The 17,846-nt window shown below is 66.7% G+C and carries 18 protein-coding genes and 1 tRNA gene; 9 read left to right on the forward strand and 10 right to left on the reverse strand.

Going from position 1 to position 17,846, the window contains the following annotated elements; all coding sequences use genetic code 11:
* Positions 1-2 precede the first annotated feature (2 nt).
* The gene (locus ODI_RS12755) at positions 3-896 is read right to left on the reverse strand and encodes a LysR family transcriptional regulator (RefSeq protein ID WP_067758651.1); all 894 of its coding nucleotides are present in this window, start codon (positions 894-896) and stop codon (positions 3-5) included.
* 193 nt (positions 897-1,089) lie between these two features.
* Between ODI_RS12755 and ODI_RS12760 the strand changes: the two genes are divergently transcribed.
* The 7 genes from ODI_RS12760 to ODI_RS12790 all read left to right on the forward strand — a co-directional run bounded on the left by ODI_RS12760 (position 1,090) and on the right by ODI_RS12790 (position 8,011).
* Entirely contained in the window at positions 1,090-1,797 is a 708-nt protein-coding gene (locus tag ODI_RS12760) for a maleate cis-trans isomerase family protein (RefSeq protein ID WP_231968048.1), read from the forward strand.
* Between the two features lie 119 nt (positions 1,798-1,916).
* The gene (locus tag ODI_RS12765; RefSeq protein ID WP_067758645.1) at positions 1,917-2,765 is read left to right on the forward strand and encodes a putative hydro-lyase; all 849 of its coding nucleotides are present in this window, start codon (positions 1,917-1,919) and stop codon (positions 2,763-2,765) included.
* A 25-nt stretch (positions 2,766-2,790) separates the two neighbouring features.
* The gene (dctP, locus tag ODI_RS12770) at positions 2,791-3,909 is read left to right on the forward strand and encodes a TRAP transporter substrate-binding protein DctP (protein WP_067758642.1); all 1,119 of its coding nucleotides are present in this window, start codon (positions 2,791-2,793) and stop codon (positions 3,907-3,909) included.
* A gap of 60 nt (positions 3,910-3,969) precedes the next feature.
* The gene (locus tag ODI_RS12775; protein WP_082985480.1) at positions 3,970-4,530 is read left to right on the forward strand and encodes a TRAP transporter small permease subunit; all 561 of its coding nucleotides are present in this window, start codon (positions 3,970-3,972) and stop codon (positions 4,528-4,530) included.
* Positions 4,527-5,801 (forward strand): TRAP transporter large permease, encoded by a 1,275-nt coding sequence (locus ODI_RS12780; protein WP_231968049.1) that lies wholly within the window; start codon positions 4,527-4,529, stop codon positions 5,799-5,801. Before ODI_RS12775 ends, ODI_RS12780 begins: the two co-directional genes overlap by 4 nt.
* Positions 5,802-5,871: 70 nt before the next feature.
* Complete coding sequence (locus tag ODI_RS12785; RefSeq protein WP_067758637.1) at positions 5,872-6,552, forward strand: RraA family protein; 681 nt, start codon at positions 5,872-5,874, stop codon at positions 6,550-6,552.
* A 16-nt stretch (positions 6,553-6,568) separates the two neighbouring features.
* The gene (locus tag ODI_RS12790) at positions 6,569-8,011 is read left to right on the forward strand and encodes an amidase (protein ID WP_067758634.1); all 1,443 of its coding nucleotides are present in this window, start codon (positions 6,569-6,571) and stop codon (positions 8,009-8,011) included.
* Here the strand turns inward: ODI_RS12790 and ODI_RS12795 are convergent.
* Positions 8,008-9,138: a hypothetical protein gene (locus tag ODI_RS12795; RefSeq protein WP_067758631.1), complete on the reverse strand. Its 1,131-nt coding sequence runs from the start codon at positions 9,136-9,138 to the stop codon at positions 8,008-8,010. The genes ODI_RS12790 and ODI_RS12795 overlap by 4 nt on opposite strands.
* Before the next feature lie 170 nt (positions 9,139-9,308).
* Between ODI_RS12795 and ODI_RS12800 the strand changes: the two genes are divergently transcribed.
* On the forward strand, positions 9,309-9,611 hold the full coding sequence (locus ODI_RS12800) for an ArsR/SmtB family transcription factor (protein ID WP_067758628.1): 303 nt from the start codon (positions 9,309-9,311) through the stop codon (positions 9,609-9,611).
* Between the two features lie 70 nt (positions 9,612-9,681).
* Complete coding sequence (locus tag ODI_RS12805) at positions 9,682-10,656, forward strand: zinc-dependent alcohol dehydrogenase family protein (RefSeq protein WP_067758626.1); 975 nt, start codon at positions 9,682-9,684, stop codon at positions 10,654-10,656.
* Positions 10,657-10,704: 48 nt separating this feature from the next.
* On the opposite strand, the gene ODI_RS12810 is transcribed toward ODI_RS12805, so the two are convergent.
* The 8 genes from ODI_RS12810 to rpmI all read right to left on the reverse strand — a co-directional run bounded on the left by ODI_RS12810 (position 10,705) and on the right by rpmI (position 17,719).
* Positions 10,705-12,354 (reverse strand): ABC1 kinase family protein, encoded by a 1,650-nt coding sequence (locus tag ODI_RS12810; RefSeq protein ID WP_067758623.1) that lies wholly within the window; start codon positions 12,352-12,354, stop codon positions 10,705-10,707.
* Between the two features lie 192 nt (positions 12,355-12,546).
* Positions 12,547-12,623, reverse strand: a tRNA-Pro gene (locus ODI_RS12815).
* A 65-nt stretch (positions 12,624-12,688) separates the two neighbouring features.
* Positions 12,689-13,099 carry a MerR family transcriptional regulator gene (locus ODI_RS12820; RefSeq protein ID WP_067758619.1) on the reverse strand — a complete coding sequence of 137 codons (411 nt, stop codon included), beginning with the start codon at positions 13,097-13,099 and terminating at the stop codon, positions 12,689-12,691.
* Between the two features lie 85 nt (positions 13,100-13,184).
* Entirely contained in the window at positions 13,185-13,529 is a 345-nt protein-coding gene (locus ODI_RS12825) for an integration host factor subunit alpha (RefSeq protein ID WP_067758616.1), read from the reverse strand.
* Between the two features lie 15 nt (positions 13,530-13,544).
* On the reverse strand, positions 13,545-15,971 hold the full coding sequence (pheT, locus tag ODI_RS12830; protein ID WP_067758614.1) for a phenylalanine--tRNA ligase subunit beta: 2,427 nt from the start codon (positions 15,969-15,971) through the stop codon (positions 13,545-13,547).
* 15 nt (positions 15,972-15,986) lie between these two features.
* The gene (gene pheS, locus ODI_RS12835) at positions 15,987-17,015 is read right to left on the reverse strand and encodes a phenylalanine--tRNA ligase subunit alpha (RefSeq protein ID WP_067758611.1); all 1,029 of its coding nucleotides are present in this window, start codon (positions 17,013-17,015) and stop codon (positions 15,987-15,989) included.
* A 133-nt stretch (positions 17,016-17,148) separates the two neighbouring features.
* Positions 17,149-17,508, reverse strand: coding sequence for a 50S ribosomal protein L20 (gene rplT / locus ODI_RS12840; protein ID WP_067758608.1), 360 nt, complete (start codon positions 17,506-17,508; stop codon positions 17,149-17,151).
* A 13-nt stretch (positions 17,509-17,521) separates the two neighbouring features.
* A complete protein-coding gene (gene rpmI, locus ODI_RS12845; RefSeq protein WP_067758605.1) occupies positions 17,522-17,719 on the reverse strand; it encodes a 50S ribosomal protein L35 in 198 nt (65 codons plus the stop codon).
* Positions 17,720-17,846 lie beyond the last annotated feature (127 nt).

The raw sequence follows: 17,846 nt of genomic DNA on the forward strand, positions 1-17,846 counted from the left end.
CATCAGCGCGTCAGCCCTGACGCCAGCAAGGCCGTGCCCGCCATCTCGGCGATGTCCTCGAACACCTTGGTGTCTCCCATCACGGGGAACGAGGCATAGATGGGCAAGGGCGGCACCGGCCGCGTCACCGCGAGCAGATCGATGGTGCCGTCGTCCAGCTCACGCTGCACGATGGCGCGCGGCAGGATCGCGATTGCAATGCCCGAGACCACCATCTGCAGGGTCACCGCCAAGGAGTTGCAGGTGTTGATGTTCGGCGGCGATACCCGCGAACTGGCGAACCAGCCCATGGTGAGCGCATGCAGCGACGACGGCGCGGGCACGCTCAGGATGGGCAGGCGCGCCAGGTCCGCGGGACTGTGGGGCTCGCGCTGCTTCAGCTTGCCCTTGGCGCTGACCCAGCACATGTCGGAGTCGCCCAGCAACACGTCGCGCACTTGCGGGTGTTCGCTGGGGTTGGTCAGGATGGCGAAGTCCAGCCCGCCTGCCGTGATGCGGCTGCGCAGCATCGATCCGACATCCACCGTGAGTTCGACGTTCAGTTCGGGATACCGCTCGCCCAGCGTCGCCAGGAACGCGCCCAGCCCGGCCAGCGCCGCGGACTCGTTCGAGCCGATGCGCAGCAGGCCGCGCAAGGGCATGGCGTCATCCGCCAGGATGTTGTCGGCCAGGTCCAGCAGTGTCTCGGCCTTCTTCAGGAAAGCCAGGCCCCTGGGGGTCAGCTCGGTTCCCTGCGCGTGACGCTCGAACAGCTTGTAGCCGACCGTGGATTCCAACTCATGGATACGCGCCGATACCGTCGGCTGCGCCAGGTGCTGCTGGCGGGACGCGGCATGCAGGCTCTTGAGCCGGGCGACCCAGTAGAACGTCTCGATCTGACTAAGGGAAAGCTTCATGATAGAAATTGGCGCTGCGCGGCTCCGAAATTTCGATTACCAGTTCATTGAAGCATGGATATAGCATTGCCCATACAAATCGCATGAAGCGATGAAAGTGCCTCAAGCACGCCGGCGAGGGTTCCCGCGAACCTGGATCAGGCGGCTGGCACGCTCAAGAGGGAAAAAAATGATTCCAAAGCGGATCGGCATATTGATCCCTTCGACCAACACATCGGTCGAGGCGGATTTCAAGTGGGTGACCTCGAAAGCGGTCACCGCGCACAGCGAACGGCTCGCCATCCCCGATGGCGCGATGACGCCGGCATTCCTGGACCAGATGAACCAGGACCTGGCCGCCAAGGTGGCGTCGGTGGCCTCGGCCAGCATGGATCTCATCGCGTACGCCTGCACCTCGGGCAGCTTCTATCGCGGCCCGGCCTGGGACGAGCAAGTCCACGCGCTGGTGCAGCGCACCGCCCACCTGCCCTGTGTCACCACCAGCACCGCCGTCATGGACGCCTTCCAGGCGCTGGACATCCAGCGCATCAGCGTCATCACCCCTTATCCCCAGTGGACCAACGACAAGCTCGCCGCGTACTACGGCCAGCAGGGCATGGATGTGCTGGGCGTGCACGGCGACGTCCGCGCGGCAGCGCAGGGCCATCGCGCCATCAATGACCAGGATCCCGACGAGATCATCCAGTTCGCGCTGGACCATTTCGACCGGGATGCCCAGGCGCTCTTCTGCTCCTGCACGGCCTGGCGCGCCGCCGAGTGCGTGACCGCGCTCGAAGCCGCGCTCGGCGTGCCGGTGATCACCTCCAACCAGGCCACGATCTGGGCGGCGCTGCGGCAGCTGGACATGCTGCACGCGGCGCAGCCCCTGGGGCGCCTGTTCACCCGCAGCGCAGTCTGTTGACACCGGCGGCGCCCTGCCCGCGCCGTCTCCCTTTCCCCTGACCTGCATGCCTTGCAGTGCGTCCGTCTTGGCGCTCGGCAGGCTACGTCCAACCCCGTTACGAGAGCGCAACACGAGTCATGGCCAACATCGCCCCCACCCTCACCCTGCCCGACTGGGCCGCCACCCCGGCAGGCGTGCGTGCCCAGGCGCGCCAGGGCCTGCTCACCGGCAACACCAGCGGCATGGCGCCCGGCTACGGCCAAGGCAACCTGGTGATCCTGCCCAAGGCCTGGGCGGAAGACTTCTATGGCTATTGCCAGGCCAATCCCACGCCCTGCCCCCTGATCGGCATGACCGAGCCGGGCAGCCCGCTGGTGCCGATGCTGGGCGATGACGTCGACCTGCGCACCGACCTGCCGCGTTACCGCATCTGGCGCGATGGCGTGCTCGTCGAGGAATGCACCGACATCTCGGCGCACTGGCAGGACGACTTCGTGGGCTTCGTGCTGGGCTGCTCGCTGTCCTTCGAATACGCCCTGGAGCAGGCCGGCCTGCGCGTGCGGCACGTCGACGAAGGCAAGATCGTGCCGATGTTCCGCAGCGCGATCCAGACCCGCCCCGTCGGCGCGTTCCACGGCCCCATGGTCGTCTCGATGCGCCCCTACACGCCGGACGAGGCGCGCATCGCCTATGAGGTTTGCGGCCGCCTGCCCGGCGCGCATGGCGCGCCGGTGCACATGGGCGATCCCGCCGCCATCGGCATCGCGGACGTGACCCGCCCCGACGAGGGCGAGCCCACCGAGATTCTTCCCGGCGAAGTGCCCGTTTTCTGGGGCTGCGGCGTCACGCCGCAGGCCGCGGCCATTCTTGCCAAGCCGCCCCTCTGCATCACCCACGCCCCCGGGCACATGCTCATCGGCGATGTGCGGGCCGAAGACCTCGCCCTGCTCGGAGCCACCTCCATTCCCGCCGCGCCACACACGTGAACCGATTTTCTCCTGGAGCTAGACCATGAAGAAGACGTACAAGAAACTGTTGCCCACCGCCCTCGTGCTGGCAGCCATGCTGGGCATCGCGCCCGCCCACGCCCAGGGCGACACCAAGGCGGAACTGATCGCCATGGCCAAGGAAATGAAGCCCTTCTCGATGCGGGTGCTCGGCCCCCCCGTCGGCACCGCCGAGTGGGTCTTCGTCGTGCAGCCCTTCTGGACCCAGGCCGTCAAGGAGATCAGCGACGGCAAGGTGACGGCCACGCTCAACAGCGTCACCGACATCAGCGCGCAGCCGCAGGACGCGCTGCAACTCGTGTCGCAGGGTACCTTCGACATGACCAACATGGTCGCCAACTACGGCTCGGGCGACGTCCCGACGCTGGACGGCTTCGACCTGGCGGGCGCCGCCACCTCGACCGAGCAGATCAAGAAGGTGCTGGCAGCCTATGAGCCCGCCGCCGACGCCGCCCTGAAGAAGCGCTATCGCCTGGAACTGCTGGGCGCCGGCATGTCGGGCGCGCAGACCTTCTTCTGCAAGGGCAACATCAACACCATCGACGACTTCCGCGGCAAGAAGATCCGCGTCAGTTCCAGCACCCTGGCCGAACTGGTCAAGGGCCTGGGCGCCGCGCCCGTCACCATGGCCTTCGGTGAACTCGTCCCCGCCCTGCAGCGCGGCGTGATCGACTGCGTGATCACCGGCAGCATGTCGGGCAACACGGCCAAGCTCTATGAAGTGGCCGACACGCTGTACTTCCTGATCGCCGGATGGGCACCCACCGTCCAGGTCGCCAACGCCCGCAGCCTGTCCCGCCTGGACGAGAAGCAACGCGCCTGGCTGGACAAGGCCATGACCTATTACTACCGCGAGGTCAGCGACACCATCCAGACCAGCAACGTCAACCAGGGCGTGTGGTGCAACACCGCCGACACGCGCTGCACGATGGTTGGCCAGAGCGGCGTCACCCAGGGCAAGATGAAGCTGGTCGAGCCCAGCCAGCAAGACCTGGCCAAGGTGCGCGAGGTGGTCGAGAAATTCGTGCTGCCCGCCTACGGCCGTACCTGCGGCGCCGACTGCACGCGCTCGTGGAACGAGACCGCCGGCAAGGCGATCGATATGCAGATCTCCACCCAGTAATCATCACGGACGTCCGCGGGCCCGGCGGCTTGCCGGCCTCGCGGATGGACAGGAGTTGCCATGTCATTCCTAACGAACACGAGACTCAGGCTTGCCCGCATCTCCCGCGCAAGCGCCCTGGCGGGCCTGTACCTCATGCTTTTCACCGCGCTGGGCGTCAGCGCGGACGTGCTGGTGCGCAAGCTCTTCGGCATTGCATTCGTCGGCACCGACGAGCTGGGCGGCTACGCCATGGCGCTCGCGACGAGCTGGGCCTTGTCCTACGCCTTCCTCGAAGGCGCGCACATCCGCGTCAACGTCATCCACATGACGCTGCGCCCGGCCGCAAAAGCCTGGCTCGACGTGCTCGCCGCCTGCGTCACCGCCCTCATCATCGGCGTGCTGGCCTGGCAGGTCTGGATCGTCGCGTTCGAGTCCTGGGAATTCGACGCCGTCTCGAACACCCCCCTGCGCCTGCCCCTGTGGATTCCGCAATTCCTCTTCCTGGGCGGCATCGTGCTGTTCCTGCTGTCCGCCGTGGTCGTCTTCCTGGAAAGCCTGGGCCTGGCCGCGCGCGGGCGTTATGAAGCGGCCTCGGCACTGGCCGAGGAGCAGAACCAAGTCGAGGAGTACACGTCATGATGATCGGCCTGGCTTTCGCCATCGGGGCATTCATCCTCTTCTTCGCCGGATTGCCCATCTTTTCCGTGATAGGCCTCGGCGCCCTGGCCGTCGGCCTGATCTCGCCCGTGCCCATCGTCGACGCATTGGGCATGACGGCCTGGGGCCACTCGCAGAACTACGTGCTGATCTCGATCCCGCTCTTCATCCTGCTGGGCGAGATCTTCGTGCGCAGCGGCATCGCCGGCGAGATGTACGACGCCGTCGCGCCCTGGCTCAACCGGGTGCCCGGGCGGCTCATGCAGACCAACGTGGTCACCAGCACCATCTTTGCCGCCACCTCGGGCTCGAGCCTGGCCACGTCGGCGACGATTGGCGCCATCGCCATCCCGCAGATCAAGCGCCACGGCTATAACGAGCGCATCTTCCTGGGCTCGATCGCAGCTGGCGGCACGCTGGGCATCCTGATTCCGCCGTCGATCAACATGATCGTCTACGGCAGCATCACCAACACGTCCATTCCCGAGCTCTACATGGCAGGCATCGTGCCCGGCCTGATCCTGATGGCACTCTTCATGCTCGTGACCTGCGTCCTGTGCATGTTGCGGCCGGACTGGGACGGCAAGGTCATCGAGACAGACTGGCAGATGCGCCTGCGCACCCTGCCCAGGCTGCTGCCGCCGCTGGCCCTGTTCATCGTCGTGGTCGGCTCGATCTATGCGGGCATCGCCACGCCCACGGAGGCCGCCGCCCTGGGCGTGCTGGCCACCCTGGTGCTGGCCCTGTTCAAGCGCCGCATGTCGCTGTCGATCCTGCACAGCGCGCTGTTCGCCACGGCCAAGACCAACGCCATCCTGATCATCATCATCGTCTTCGCGGCGCTGCTGAATTTCGCCCTGGGCCTGATCGGCTTCTCGCGCGTGCTGGACGGCTTCATCACGAACCTGGACCTGGGCAAGTACGAACTCATCCTGATCGTGGTGCTGATCTACCTGGTGCTGGGCTGCTTCCTGGAAGGCCTGTCCCTCACCGTGCTGACCGTGCCCGTGCTGGCCCCCATCATGGCCAAGGCCGGCTTCGATCCGGTGTGGTTCGGCATCATGGTCATCCTGGTGACCGAGGCCGGCCTGATCACCCCGCCTGTCGGCATGAACTGCTACGTCGTCCAGGCGGCGCGCGGACGCGGCTCCCTGGTCGATGTGTTCGTGGGCGTATCCCCCTATCTCATCGCGCTGTTCGTGCTGGTCGGCATCATCATCGCCTGGCCTGGCGTGGTGCTCTGGTACCGATAGACAATCCCCCATCCCTCCACGGTGCGCCCGCGCGGCGCACCGTGACGCTTTCGCTGAACAGGAGAACGCCATGTACGTCCTGAACGACCTCCCGCCCGCCATCGACCGCGACCTGCTGGACCTGCTGGTGCAGGCCGAACCCGCCGTGATCGGCCACTTCCGCTACACCGGCTTCATGACGCCCGCCATCAAGGCGGTGATGCCCGACCGCCGCATCGCCGGCACCGCCGTCACGCTGCGCGCCCCCGGCATGGACGGCGCGATGGTGCACTACGCCATCGGCCAGGCCCGGCCCGGCGACGTGCTGGTCATCGACCGCTGCGGCGACGAAGCCATCGCCTCGCTGGGCGGCGCGGTGGCCTATGCCGCGCGCGCGGCAGGCGTGGCAGGCATCGTGGTCGATGGATTGATCACCGACCTGAGCGAACTGCGCCAGTACGGCGTGCCCGTGTGGTCGCGCGGCACCTCCGCCGTCACCGTGAAGACGCTGGGCCTGGGCGGGGAGTTCTGCGTCCCGGTCACCTGCGGCGGCGTGGCCGTCGCGCCTGGCGACGCCATCCTGGCCGACGAGAACGGCATCCTGGTGCTGCCGCCCTCGGACATCAGGGAATCCGCCGAACGCGCGCTGCAGATGATGCGCGACGAGAAGAAGACGCTGGCCCGCATCGACGCCGGCGAGAAATATCCCGACATCCTGGGCTCGACGCAGGTCATCCTGGATGCCATCCAGAAACAGCAAGCCGCGCGCTGAGAAGGATGACGCCGCCATGACCCGACACGACGACCTGACCGAGCTTCCCGTTCACATCCTGAGCCAGCGGCTGCAGGCCCGCACGCTGTCTCCTGTCGCGCTGGTGGACGCCTACCTGGCGCGCATCGAACGCGACGACCCCGCCTTGCGCGCCTACGCCGAGGTCTACGCCGATGACGCCAGGCTGGCCGCGCAGGCCGCCGACAGTGCCATCCGCGCCGGCCATGCCGTCGGCCCGTTGCATGGCGTGCCCATTGCGCTGAAAGACCTCATCGACATCGCCGGGCGCCCGACCGGCGGCGGCTCGCTGACCCGTGTGTGGCAGGCCCCCCGCAACGCCACGCTGACCGATCGGCTGCTGGCGCAAGGCATGATCGTGCTGGGCAAGACCCACACCGTGGAATTCGCCATGGGCGGCTGGGGCACCAACAGCAACACCGGCACGCCCTGGAATCCCTGGGACACCCAGCTGCCCCGCACGCCGGGCGGCTCCAGCAGCGGCTCCGGCGTGGCGGTCGCGGCCGCGCTGGCCCCCTGGGCCGTGGGCACCGACACGGGCGGTTCGGTGCGGCTGCCCGCGTCGTGGTGCGGCATCACGGGCTTGAAGACCACCACGGGCCGCGTCAGCACCCATGGCATCCTGCCGCTCAGCCCGACGCTGGACACGCCGGGCCCCATGGCCCGCAGCGTCGAGGACGTCGCCCTGCTCTACACCGTCATGCAGGGCGCCGATCCGCTGGACCCGCTGACCCGCGGCCTGGCCTATGCCGACCCCCTGCCCGGCCTGCGGCGCGGCATCAAGGGCCTGCGGCTGGCCCGCATGCCTCGCGCCGAGCGCGAATATGCCAGCGCGGCAGTGCTGGACGCGTACGACGCGTCACTGCAGGAACTGGAAAAACTGGGCGCCGAAATCGTCCCCCTGGAGCTGCCTTTCCGCTTCGTGGACGTGGCCACCGACAACCTGCGCATCATGGCGGCCGAGAGCTACGCCATGTACCACGCCATCATCGACGACGAGACGGCCGCGGTGGATCCGCACGTGCGCCCGCGCCTGGCTGCCGGACGCGGCGTGACCGCCAAGCAGTACATCGATGCGCTATCCATGCGCGCGAAGATGATGGCGCAGTTCGAGGCCGCCATGGCGGGCATCGACGCGCTGCTCACGCCCGCCACGATGACGACCGCCGTGCCGCTGCACGAGGTGGACCAGACCAAGGCCCCCGCCCACTACACGCGGTTCGCCAATTACCTGAACCTGGCCGCGCTGGCGCTGCCCAACGGCGCCGACGCGGGCGGCCTGCCCACCTCGCTGCAGATCGTCACGCGCGCCGGTGACGAAGCCACCGCGCTGCGCATCGGCTGGGCCGTGCAGAACGCCACGTCATGGCACCTGCGCCGCCCGCCGTCCATGGCAGTGGACGGCGGGCATCTTGCCGGGCAAGGGGCAGGCGCGGCTTAAATGGCGGCGCGCGGTTCGGGCGTGGCGTGCTCGAGCCGGTTGACCGCGCCCTGCAGCATCGCCATGGCGACGGGCGGCGCCACGATCGTCCAGAAGGCCAGCCAACGCCGCGACAAGGCACGCGCGGCGGGCTGGGACACGCCCCGCTCACGCAGGACGGCGCCAAGCACCGTCAGCAGCACGAAATATCCCAAGGGCAGCAGCGTGATCAGCACCGCGGCAAGCGGCGTCAACAATTGCCGGGAGGCGCCCTGCCCCGCGATCTCGCCATGGATGCGGTACGCCCAATGGACAAGATAGGCCGCCGCGCCAATGCCCACCCCTATGGCCAGGCCGCGCAAGGTCGGCAGCATCCTGCCCCCCATGCCGGCGCCTTGCCATTGCGCCACCAACGCCGCCAGGTACACCCCGAAGAAAACCGCGGGCAGCAATCCGATGATGGCCACCAGCGCCGGCGACCGGCGCCGATAGGCCAGCGGCACGTGCCGCACGCGCGCATTCCCATCGAATGCAAACGCCGGCGTCAGCAGCAGGACCAGCACCGCGATGATGGCCAACACCAGCATGCCGGTCATCACGCCTTGCGGCTCGTCCATGTATATCTCCATGTACACGGCGGCTGCCATCACGAACTCGGGGAACGTGCCCATGTACAAGACGGGCAGCATGAAGGCCAGCACGAAGTCGGACGTCGACAGGTGCCTCCCTGCCAGCACGCCCGCCACGGTCACCGCCGCCGCCGCCGTGAAGATGCTGCCGCACAGGCCCATGAAAAACAGATAGGCGCCCAGGCCGCCCGCCAGTGGCAGCCACAGGCCTGCCGCCAGGCCCGCCGTGAAGACCACCAAGGGCAAGGCCAGCGTCAACCTGGGCCAGCGCGGCGCCAGCAGCATCGCCAGCATGGCGCCGATGATCCAACCCAGGATGCTGCCCGCGGACAGGAACTGCATGACCGAATAACTGGCCCCGACCTCCGACACCAGGATGGGCAGCATGGCGTACAGATTGCGCATTGCCATGGCCGCCAGCACCACCGCCGCCACGAAGCCCCAATACCTGCCAGTGCTCAACAATTCGGCCAATGTCCAGGCCCGCGGCGTCGGGTCCGTGCTGTCCAGCGTATGCATGCTCACTCCCGGCCGTCGTCGGAGGCCATTTGTCACCCAAAGGGGGCCAAGTATATCGGCGGCTTGGCGTCGGGCTCCTTTTGGGGCAAGCCGCCCCGCTGCGATGGCCTCACGCAACAACGCCGGGTTTCGCATTGACATATCGGGAATTTTCGATATCATGAGACCCCATGGACCTGCTGGAAATCTTCAAAGCCCTGTCGAACCGTACGCGTCTGGAAATCCTGAAAGGATTGAAGGATCCGGCGAACAGCTTCCCTGCGCAAGACGAAGGGGACGTTCATACGGTCGGCGTCTGCGTCAGCAGCATCCAGGAAGGCGTCGGGCTGTCCCAGTCGACGGTGTCCGATTACCTGGCCACGCTGCAGCGCGCCGGCCTGGTCGAAGTCCGGCGCATTGGCCAGTGGACCTACTACAAGCGCAACGAAGCAACCATCAATGCCCTGGCGAAAGCCATCGGGCAGGAGCTGTAATTTTTCACCTTTTTTTATTCCATGATATCGAAATTTCCCGATATCCCTTTTTCCAGAAACGAGGATCATCATGAAAGCAATGGTACTGGCAGCATTCGGCGGCCCCGACGCATTCGAACTCCGCGACGTCCCCAAGCCCGTGCCGCAGGCCGGCCAGGTTCTGGTCCGGGTCCATGCGACCTCCATCAACCCGCTGGACTACCAGGTTCGCCGTGGCGACTACCCCGACCTGGTGCCGCTGCCCGCCATCACCGGCCACGACGTCTCGGGCGTGGCCGAGGCCGTCGGCCCGGGCGTGACGGCCTTCGCCCCCGGCGACGAAGTCTGGTACACCCCACAGATCTTCGATGGCCAGGGCAGCTATGCCGAATACCACGTCGCCACCGAGAACATCATCGGCAGGAAACCTGCCTCGCTGAGCCATCTCGAGGCAGCCAGCCTGACGCTGGTTGGCGGAACGGTGTGGGAAGCACTGACCGTGCGGGCGGCGCTGCGCGTGGGGGAAAGCATCCTGGTGCACGGCGGCGCGGGCGGCGTCGGCCACGTGGCGATCCAGGTTGCCAAAGCCATCGGCGCAAAGGTGTTCACGACCGTGCGCGAGGCGAACGTCGCGTTCGTGCGAAGCCTGGGCGCCGATGTGACCATCGACTATGAGAAGGAGGATTATGTCGACGTGATCAGGCGGGAAACCGGTGGCCGCGGGGTCGATGTCGTGTTCGACACCATCGGCGGCAATACCCTGGCGCGCAGCCCCGATGCGCTCGCCCAACTCGGTCGCGTGGTCTCGATCGTGGACATTGCCCAGCCGCAGAACCTGATCCAGGCCTGGGGCAAGAACGCGAGTTATCACTTCGTCTTCACGCGGCAGAACCGCGGCAAGCTGGATGAACTGCGCACCTTGATCGACCGCGGCCAGTTGCGCCCGCACGTGGGCGCCGTCTATTCGCTGGCCGAGATCCCACGCGCCCACGCCCGGCTGGAGCACCCCAACAACGGGCTCAAAGGAAAGATCGCGATTGCGGTCGATCCTGGACTTGTCCGTTAAGCGCGCACGCGCAGTGCGCGTGCTCTGCGCGGCGGTCTACGCGCCTGCTCATCGCCGCCGCCGGAAAGTCCACAGCAGCACGAGCAGTCCGATCATCGCCAGGACAAGGCCGACCAGCGCGAAGACCGGCATGCCATGCCACGCCGGCCCGACCGTGAGCAGCCGCGGCGCCAGGCCGAGAATAAGCGCCGCGGTGACGATGGCGATGGCCAGCCGCGTCGCGGCGCGCTCCAGCGCACCGCTGACGCGGTCAAGATGCCGCACCTCGATCTGCGCATTCACCTTTCCCTGCTTCAGGTGATAGAGCACCAGCCGAAGAACCTGCGGCACATCCTGCACGACGCCGTAGAGCTGCGCCGCGGCCGCCTTGCCACGTTTTGCCAGCTCATCCGGGGAATGGCGTGCCAGCAGCTCGCGGCGCACGATCGGTGCGGCCACCGCAATCAGGTCGATGGCCGGGTCGAGCCGCCTGAGCATGCCATCCGCCGTCGCCAACGCCTTGAACAGCAGCGCCAGGTCTGCGGGCAGGAACAACCGCGCATCGCGCACCACGGCCATCAAGTCTTCGAGCGCCTGCACGAGGTTGTGCACGCCGCCTGCGTGGCGCGCCACGAAGCGCTCGCTCGCGCCACTCAACTCCGGCAGGTCCGGCGTGCCACCTTCCGACACATCGAGCATCACGGCCGCAAGACCATCGGCATCCGCCTGCACGATCGCGGCGACCAGCGATAGCAACTGCTGGCGTCTGCGTGGGGACAAGCGGCCCACCATGCCAAAATCGATGAACGCCACGCGGTTGCCCGGCAGCGCAAACAGGTTTCCCGGATGCGGATCCGCATGGAAGATGCCGCCCTCGAAGGCCATCTGCAGAAAGGCTTCGGCGCCACGCCTGGCGAGCACGGGACCATCGGCCCCCAGCGCCGTCATCGCCGCTGAATCACCTGGCGATGCGCCCTGGACGAAGTCCATCACCAGCAGCCGTTCGCTCGTCCATGCCCAATGAATCCGCGGAATCAGCACATCCTCGCGCTGCGCCAGCACGGCGGCCGCGGCGTCGGTATTGCGCCCTTCCTGGCGGAAATCGAGTTCCTCGCGCAAGGCGGCGGCCAGGTTGGCCATCACCTCCCGCGGACGGTAGCGCTCAAGTGCTGGCCAATGCTCGCTGGCCAGCGCCACGAGGTGGTCGAGCAAACGCAGGTCGGCCTCGATCGCGCGCCGCAAGCCAGGCCGGCGCACCTTGAGCACGACCGCGCCGCCATCGGGAAGGGTCGCGCGGTACACCTGCGCCATCGACGCCGCCGCGACGGGTTCGGTGACAAAGTCGGGAAAGACGGCGCTTACCGGTGCGCCCAGGTCTTCTTCGATCTGCGCGGCGATCTCGTCCCACGGCACGGGCGTCACACCCGCGTGCAATCGTTCCAGTTCGCGCGTCCATTCCGGCGGCAACAGATCCGCGCGCGTGGCCAGCATCTGGCCAAGCTTCACGAAAGTGGGACCAAGCTGTTCGAGCGCCATGCGAAGCCGCTGGGCAGGGGTGGCGGCCTCGACAGCCGGCGCCAGCGGGATATCGCGTCCGGGCAGCCACGTGCGCAAAGTCAGGCGTTCGGCGATTTCGCCAAGACCGTGACGCAGCAACACGCTGACGATCTCCTGCAGTCGCTGGCGGTCACGCACGGCGACGATCGCGGTTTGTAGCATGGGCAATTCCTTCGGCCTGGGCGACGGAATTTCAGCATAAGGGATTCGCAAGCACGTTGAGAACCCATTTCGTCTGATGTTCCCCTCCTCTGCAGCGGTGCGCCGGCCAAATTCGTTGCGCCGCGCATTGCCCCAAAAGACGCCAGAAAAGACAAAGGCCTTAGCAAAAATTTGCTAAGGCCTTTGTGGTACTGGTCGGAGCGGCGGGATTCGAACTCGCGACCCCTTGCACCCCATGCAAGTGCGCTACCAGGCTGCGCTACGCTCCGTGAAGAAAAAGATTATAGCACCATTTTTGGCGTCGTGTAAAAAACACGGCGCATCACACGAAAAATCAGTGCACCTGCTGCGGGGGGGCGGCCGTGCCCAGCGCGCCGCGCAGGCTTTCCGAGATGGCGGCCAGCTCCGCGCGCAGCGATTGCAATTCCTGTGCGCTCAGGCGCACGGCGGCTTCCTGGTCGAAGGACGCATCGCGGCCACCGTCGCTCAGGCGATTGCGCGCGCCGCTGATGGTGAAGCCCTGCTCATACAGCAGCGAACGGATGCGGCGGATGAGCAGCACTTCGTGATGCTGGTAGTAGCGCCGGTTGCCACGGCGCTTGACGGGCTTCAGTTGTGTGAATTCCTGCTCCCAGTAGCGCAGCACGTGCGGCTTCACGCCGCAGAGGTCGCTGACTTCGCCGATGGTGAAGTAGCGCTTGGCCGGAATGGGAGGCAGGGCAACGGTAGGGTCGGGTCGAGTCATTGTTCGATTTTAGGCCGCGATGCCCGTCTATGCAGGGATGACAAAAGCCAACAAAACGTATCGTCCGCCGAGGATCCGCAAGGGATCAATCGTCGGCGTCGGAATCGTCCTCGGTGGATGCCGGCAAGCCCGTCTGCTCGACGGAGCTCTTGAGCTTCTGGCTGGCGTGGAACGTTACCACGCGGCGCGCGGCGATGGGAATCGTCTCGCCCGTCTTGGGATTGCGGCCGGGACGCGGCGGCTTGTTGCGCACCTGGAAGTTGCCAAAGCCCGAGAGCTTGACGGTGTCGCCCCTGACCAGCGCATCGCGGATCTCTTCGAAGAAGGTATCCACGATGTCCTTGGCTTCGCGCTTGTTCAAGCCCACGCGCTCGAACAGCAATTCGGCCAGTTCAGCCTTGGTCAGGGTACGGGGGTCGGCAGTGCTCATGTCGGCTCCGGATGATCAGGTGCGCAGGCGCACGCCATGTGCGTTGGCCAGGGCATCGCGCAGGGTCGCCATGCAGGCGTCGACGCGCGCATCTTCCAGCGTGACGACGGGGTCCTGCAGCCAGAAGCGGAACGCCAGGCTCTTGTCGGCGTCGGCGCCGGCCTTGGGGTCGCGCCACACGTCGAAGAGACGCACGTCACGCAGCACCGACAACGCCGGGTCATTGTCCGCCGTGGCGGCAATCGTGTCGAGCAGCGACTGCACGTCTACGCCGGCCGGCACCCACAGCGCCAGGTCGCGCACCACGATGGGCTGGCGCGACAGGTCGTCGGCCTGCGGCACGCGCGCGGGCGTCAGCGCATCCAGCGCGATCTCGAACAGCACGGGCGTGTGCGCCAGCTCGGCCTGCTGCACCCAACGGGGATGCAGTTCGCCGATCCAGCCGGCGGGCGCGCCATCGACGTCGATGCGGGCGCTGCGGCCGGGATGCAGGGCGGGATGCTCGGCGGCGACGAAGCGCACCGCGGACAGGCGCGCGCCGAAGAGCAGCTCCACGTCGCGCTTCACGTCATAGAAGTCGACCTGGCGGCTGGGCAGGCCCCACTGCTCTTCCGCTGCCGTGCCCCAGGCCGCCCCGCCCAGGCGTTGCGGCTGGTGCACGCCACGCACGGACAGGCCACCGGCTTCCACGCGCGGATCGCGGCTGAACACGCGGCCCAGTTCGAACACGCGCACGCGGCTCTGCTTGCGCTTGGCGTTGTGCACGATATTGGCGATCAGGCCGCCCATGAGGCTGCTGCGCATCACGGCCAGCTGGCTGGCGATGGGGTTCAGCAGCTTGATGGGGTCGTCATTGCCGGCGTAGTCACGCTCCCACTCGGCTTCGACGAAGGCGAAGTTGACCACTTCCTGGTAGTCCAGGGCGGCGACGGCGCGGCGCAGCGCGTGCGGGCCGTGCTCGGCCTCGGGCTGCGACAGCATGGTGGCGCGCGCCAGCGGCGGGCGGTCGGGAATGTTCTCGAAGCCGTGGATGCGGGCGACCTCTTCGATCAGGTCTTCCTCGATCTCGATGTCGAAGCGGTACGACGGCGGCGTGACGATGAAGTCCTCGCCTTCCTGCGTGAACGGCAGGCCCAGGCGCGTGAAGACCGATGCGATGTCATCGGTCGACACCGTGATGCCCAGCACGCGGGCGCAACGGGCGGTGCGCAGGCGCACCGGCGCGCGCGCGCCGGCTTCCTTCAGCGTGCCCACGGTCTGGTCGTCCAGCGGGCCGGCCTGGCCGCCGCAGATCTGCTGGATCAGGGCGGTGATGAATTCCAGGTGCTCGGGAATGCTGGCGTAGTCCACGCCACGTTCGAAGCGATGGCTGGCCTCGGAGCCGAAACGCAGGCGGCGCGCGCGGCCGGCAATGGCCTCGGGCCACCAGAACGCGGCCTCGACATAAATGTTGGTGGTGTCCAGCGTGACCGACGTGGCTTGGCCGCCCATGATGCCGGCCAGGCTTTCCACCTGTTCGCCAGCCGCGACGACCCCCATGTCGCCGTCCAGCTCGATGGTCTGGCCGTTCAGCAGTTCCAGCTTCTCGCCTTCGCGCGCCCAGCGCACGGTGAGCTGTTTGGCCGGCAGTTTGTCCAGGTCGAACACGTGCGACGGGCGGCCCAGTTCCAGCATGACGTAGTTGGAGATGTCGACCAGCACCGACACCGAGCGCTGCCCTGCCCGCTCCAGGCGGGTGCGCATCCACTCGGGCGTGGCCGCGCGCGCGTTCACGCCGCGGATGACACGGCCGCCGAAACGGCCGCACAGGCCGGGCGCCTGGATGTCGACGGGAATGACCTCGTCCAGTTCGACCTTGGCCGGCGCGGCTTGCGGCGTCTTCAGCGGCGCGCCCGTCAGGGCAGCCACTTCGCGCGCCACGCCGAGGATCGACAGGCAGTCGGCACGGTTGGGCGTGAGCTTCAGGGTGAAGACGGTGTCGTCCAGCGCCAGGGCATCGCGCAGGTCGCGGCCGGGCGCCAGGTCATCGGCCAGGACCATGAGGCCGCCGTGGTCCTGCGACAGGCCCAGTTCGCGGGCCGAGCACAGCATGCCCGAGGACTGCACGCCACGCATCTTGGCCACGCCGATCTTCATGCCGCCAGGCAGCTCGGCGCCCACGCGCGCCAGCGGCACGACCAGACCGGGCGCCGCGTTGGGCGCGCCGCAGACGATCTGCAGCGGCTCGCCCGAACCGTCGTCGACGCGGCAGACGCGCAGCTTGTCGGCGTCGGGGTGCTGGGTGGTTTCCAGGATACGGGCAACGACGATGCCCGAGAAAGGCGGCGCGGCCGGCACCGCGTCTTCGACCTCGAGGCCCGCCATGGTCAGGCGATGGCCCAACTCGTCCGAGGAAATCGCGGGGTCGACCAGCGTGCGCAGCCAGGATTCAGGAAATTGCATGATCTGCCGTGGAGATTAATCGTTGAACTGACGCAGGAAGCGAAGATCGCCTTCGAAGAACTGGCGCAGGTCGTTCACGCCATAACGCAGCATCGTCAGGCGCTCGAGGCCGGAGCCGAACGCGAAGCCGATGTAGCGCTCGGGATCGAGCCCGAAATTCATCACTACCTGGGGATGCACCTGGCCGCAGCCCGAGATTTCCAGCCAGCGGCCCTTGTTGGGGCCTGACATGAAGCGCATGTCGATCTCGGCCGAGGGCTCGGTGAAGGGGAAGAACGACGGGCGGAAACGCAGCTCCAGGTCGTCGGTCTCGAAGAAGCAGCGCAGGAAATCGGTGTAGACACCCTTCAGGTCCGCGAACGAGATGTCCTCGGCGATCCACAGGCCCTCGACCTGGTGGAACATCGGCGAATGGGTGGCGTCGCTGTCGACGCGGAAGGTGCGGCCCGGCGCGATCACCTTGATGGGCGGCTCGTGCATGCGGGCATAGCGCACCTGCATGGGGCTGGTGTGCGTGCGCAGCAGCAGCGGCAGCCCCTTCTCGTCCTGCATGTCCACGTAGAACGTGTCCTGCATCGAGCGCGCGGGATGGTTCTCGGGATTGTTCAGGGCGGTGAAATTGGTCCAGTCGTCTTCGATCTCGGGGCCGTCGGCCACCGAGAAACCGATGGAGCGGAAGATCTCTTCGACGCGTTGCCAGGTGCGGATGACCGGATGGATGCCGCCCACGCCACGGCCACGGCCGGGCAAGGTGACGTCGATGGTCTCGGCGGCCAGGCGCTGGTCCAGCTCGGCTTGCGCCAAGGCCTGGCGGCGCTCGGTCAGCAGGGCCTCGATACGCTGCTTGGCTTCGTTGATGCGGGCACCTTCCTCGCGCTTGCGCTCGGGCGTGAACGCGGCCATTCCCTTCAACAGCGCGGTCAGCGCGCCCTGCTTGCCCAGGAAACGGGCCTTGGCGTTTTCCAGCGCGGGCGCGTCCTGCGCCTCGGCGAACTGCGCCTGTGCCTGGGAGATGAGGTCCTGCAAGTTCAGATCGTCGGCCATGATGTCGTAGCGGTAAACCTGGGGGAGATGACTGGTCAGACCGGATGGCAGGCCAGAAATGCAAACGGGACCATGACGGCCCCGTTTGCATGACGCACAGTACTACGTTGCGCGCGGACGTTCTACGACGGGATCAGGCGCCCAAGGCGGACTTGGCTTGCTGAACCACCGCGGCGAAGCCGGGCTTGTCGTGAACGGCCATGTCGGCCAGCACCTTGCGGTCGAGTTCGATCGCAGCCTTCTTCAGACCGGCGATGAACACGCTGTAGGTCACGCCATGTTCACGCACGGCGGCGTTGATACGGGTGATCCACAGGGCACGGAAGGTGCGCTTCTTGTTGCGGCGATCGCGATAGGCATATTGCCCGGCGCGCATGACCGCTTGCTTGGCGATGCGGAACACATTGCCACGGCGGCCACGGTAACCCTTGGCGGCGGCAATGACTTTCTTGTGACGGGCGCGAGCCGTTACACCACGTTTGACGCGAGGCATGTTCTAGCTCCTGTTAAGCGAAAGGCATCATGGCGCGAACGGACGCCACGTTGGTTTCGTGGACCGCAGCCGAACCGCGCAGCTGGCGCTTGCTCTTCGTGGTCTTCTTGGTCAGGATGTGGCGCTTGAACGCTTGACCCCGCTTGATCGATCCGCTGCCGCGGACCTTAAAGCGCTTTGCGGCGCTTTTCTTGGTCTTCATCTTGGGCATGACGACTTCCATAATGATGACTTCGGGTGCCTGCCGCCTGATTGCGGACAGATCTTGATGAACCCAAGGCCACGCTCTTTTTCCGTCCCGCGCACCGGTATGCGGAAAGCACCCATTTGCATGAGCA

The organism is Orrella dioscoreae (assembly GCF_900089455.2).
Taxonomy (GTDB): domain Bacteria; phylum Pseudomonadota; class Gammaproteobacteria; order Burkholderiales; family Burkholderiaceae_B; genus Orrella; species Orrella dioscoreae.

What these genes read in the sequence shown, in the direction of transcription:
- ODI_RS12755 (WP_067758651.1), bottom strand. Translation starts at nt 896, where the DNA reads ATGAAGCTTTCCCTTAGTCAGATCGAGACGTTCTACTGGGTCGCCCGG.
- ODI_RS12765 (WP_067758645.1), top strand. Translation starts at nt 1,917, where the DNA reads ATGGCCAACATCGCCCCCACCCTCACCCTGCCCGACTGGGCCGCCACC.
- dctP (WP_067758642.1), top strand. Translation starts at nt 2,791, where the DNA reads ATGAAGAAGACGTACAAGAAACTGTTGCCCACCGCCCTCGTGCTGGCA.
- ODI_RS12775 (WP_082985480.1), top strand. Translation starts at nt 3,970, where the DNA reads ATGTCATTCCTAACGAACACGAGACTCAGGCTTGCCCGCATCTCCCGC.
- ODI_RS12780 (WP_231968049.1), top strand. Translation starts at nt 4,527, where the DNA reads ATGATGATCGGCCTGGCTTTCGCCATCGGGGCATTCATCCTCTTCTTC.
- ODI_RS12785 (WP_067758637.1), top strand. Translation starts at nt 5,872, where the DNA reads ATGTACGTCCTGAACGACCTCCCGCCCGCCATCGACCGCGACCTGCTG.
- ODI_RS12790 (WP_067758634.1), top strand. Translation starts at nt 6,569, where the DNA reads ATGACCCGACACGACGACCTGACCGAGCTTCCCGTTCACATCCTGAGC.
- ODI_RS12795 (WP_067758631.1), bottom strand. Translation starts at nt 9,138, where the DNA reads ATGCATACGCTGGACAGCACGGACCCGACGCCGCGGGCCTGGACATTG.
- ODI_RS12800 (WP_067758628.1), top strand. Translation starts at nt 9,309, where the DNA reads ATGGACCTGCTGGAAATCTTCAAAGCCCTGTCGAACCGTACGCGTCTG.
- ODI_RS12805 (WP_067758626.1), top strand. Translation starts at nt 9,682, where the DNA reads ATGAAAGCAATGGTACTGGCAGCATTCGGCGGCCCCGACGCATTCGAA.
- ODI_RS12810 (WP_067758623.1), bottom strand. Translation starts at nt 12,354, where the DNA reads ATGCTACAAACCGCGATCGTCGCCGTGCGTGACCGCCAGCGACTGCAG.
- ODI_RS12820 (WP_067758619.1), bottom strand. Translation starts at nt 13,099, where the DNA reads ATGACTCGACCCGACCCTACCGTTGCCCTGCCTCCCATTCCGGCCAAG.
- ODI_RS12825 (WP_067758616.1), bottom strand. Translation starts at nt 13,529, where the DNA reads ATGAGCACTGCCGACCCCCGTACCCTGACCAAGGCTGAACTGGCCGAA.
- pheT (WP_067758614.1), bottom strand. Translation starts at nt 15,971, where the DNA reads ATGCAATTTCCTGAATCCTGGCTGCGCACGCTGGTCGACCCCGCGATT.
- pheS (WP_067758611.1), bottom strand. Translation starts at nt 17,015, where the DNA reads ATGGCCGACGATCTGAACTTGCAGGACCTCATCTCCCAGGCACAGGCG.
- rplT (WP_067758608.1), bottom strand. Translation starts at nt 17,508, where the DNA reads ATGCCTCGCGTCAAACGTGGTGTAACGGCTCGCGCCCGTCACAAGAAA.
- rpmI (WP_067758605.1), bottom strand. Translation starts at nt 17,719, where the DNA reads ATGCCCAAGATGAAGACCAAGAAAAGCGCCGCAAAGCGCTTTAAGGTC.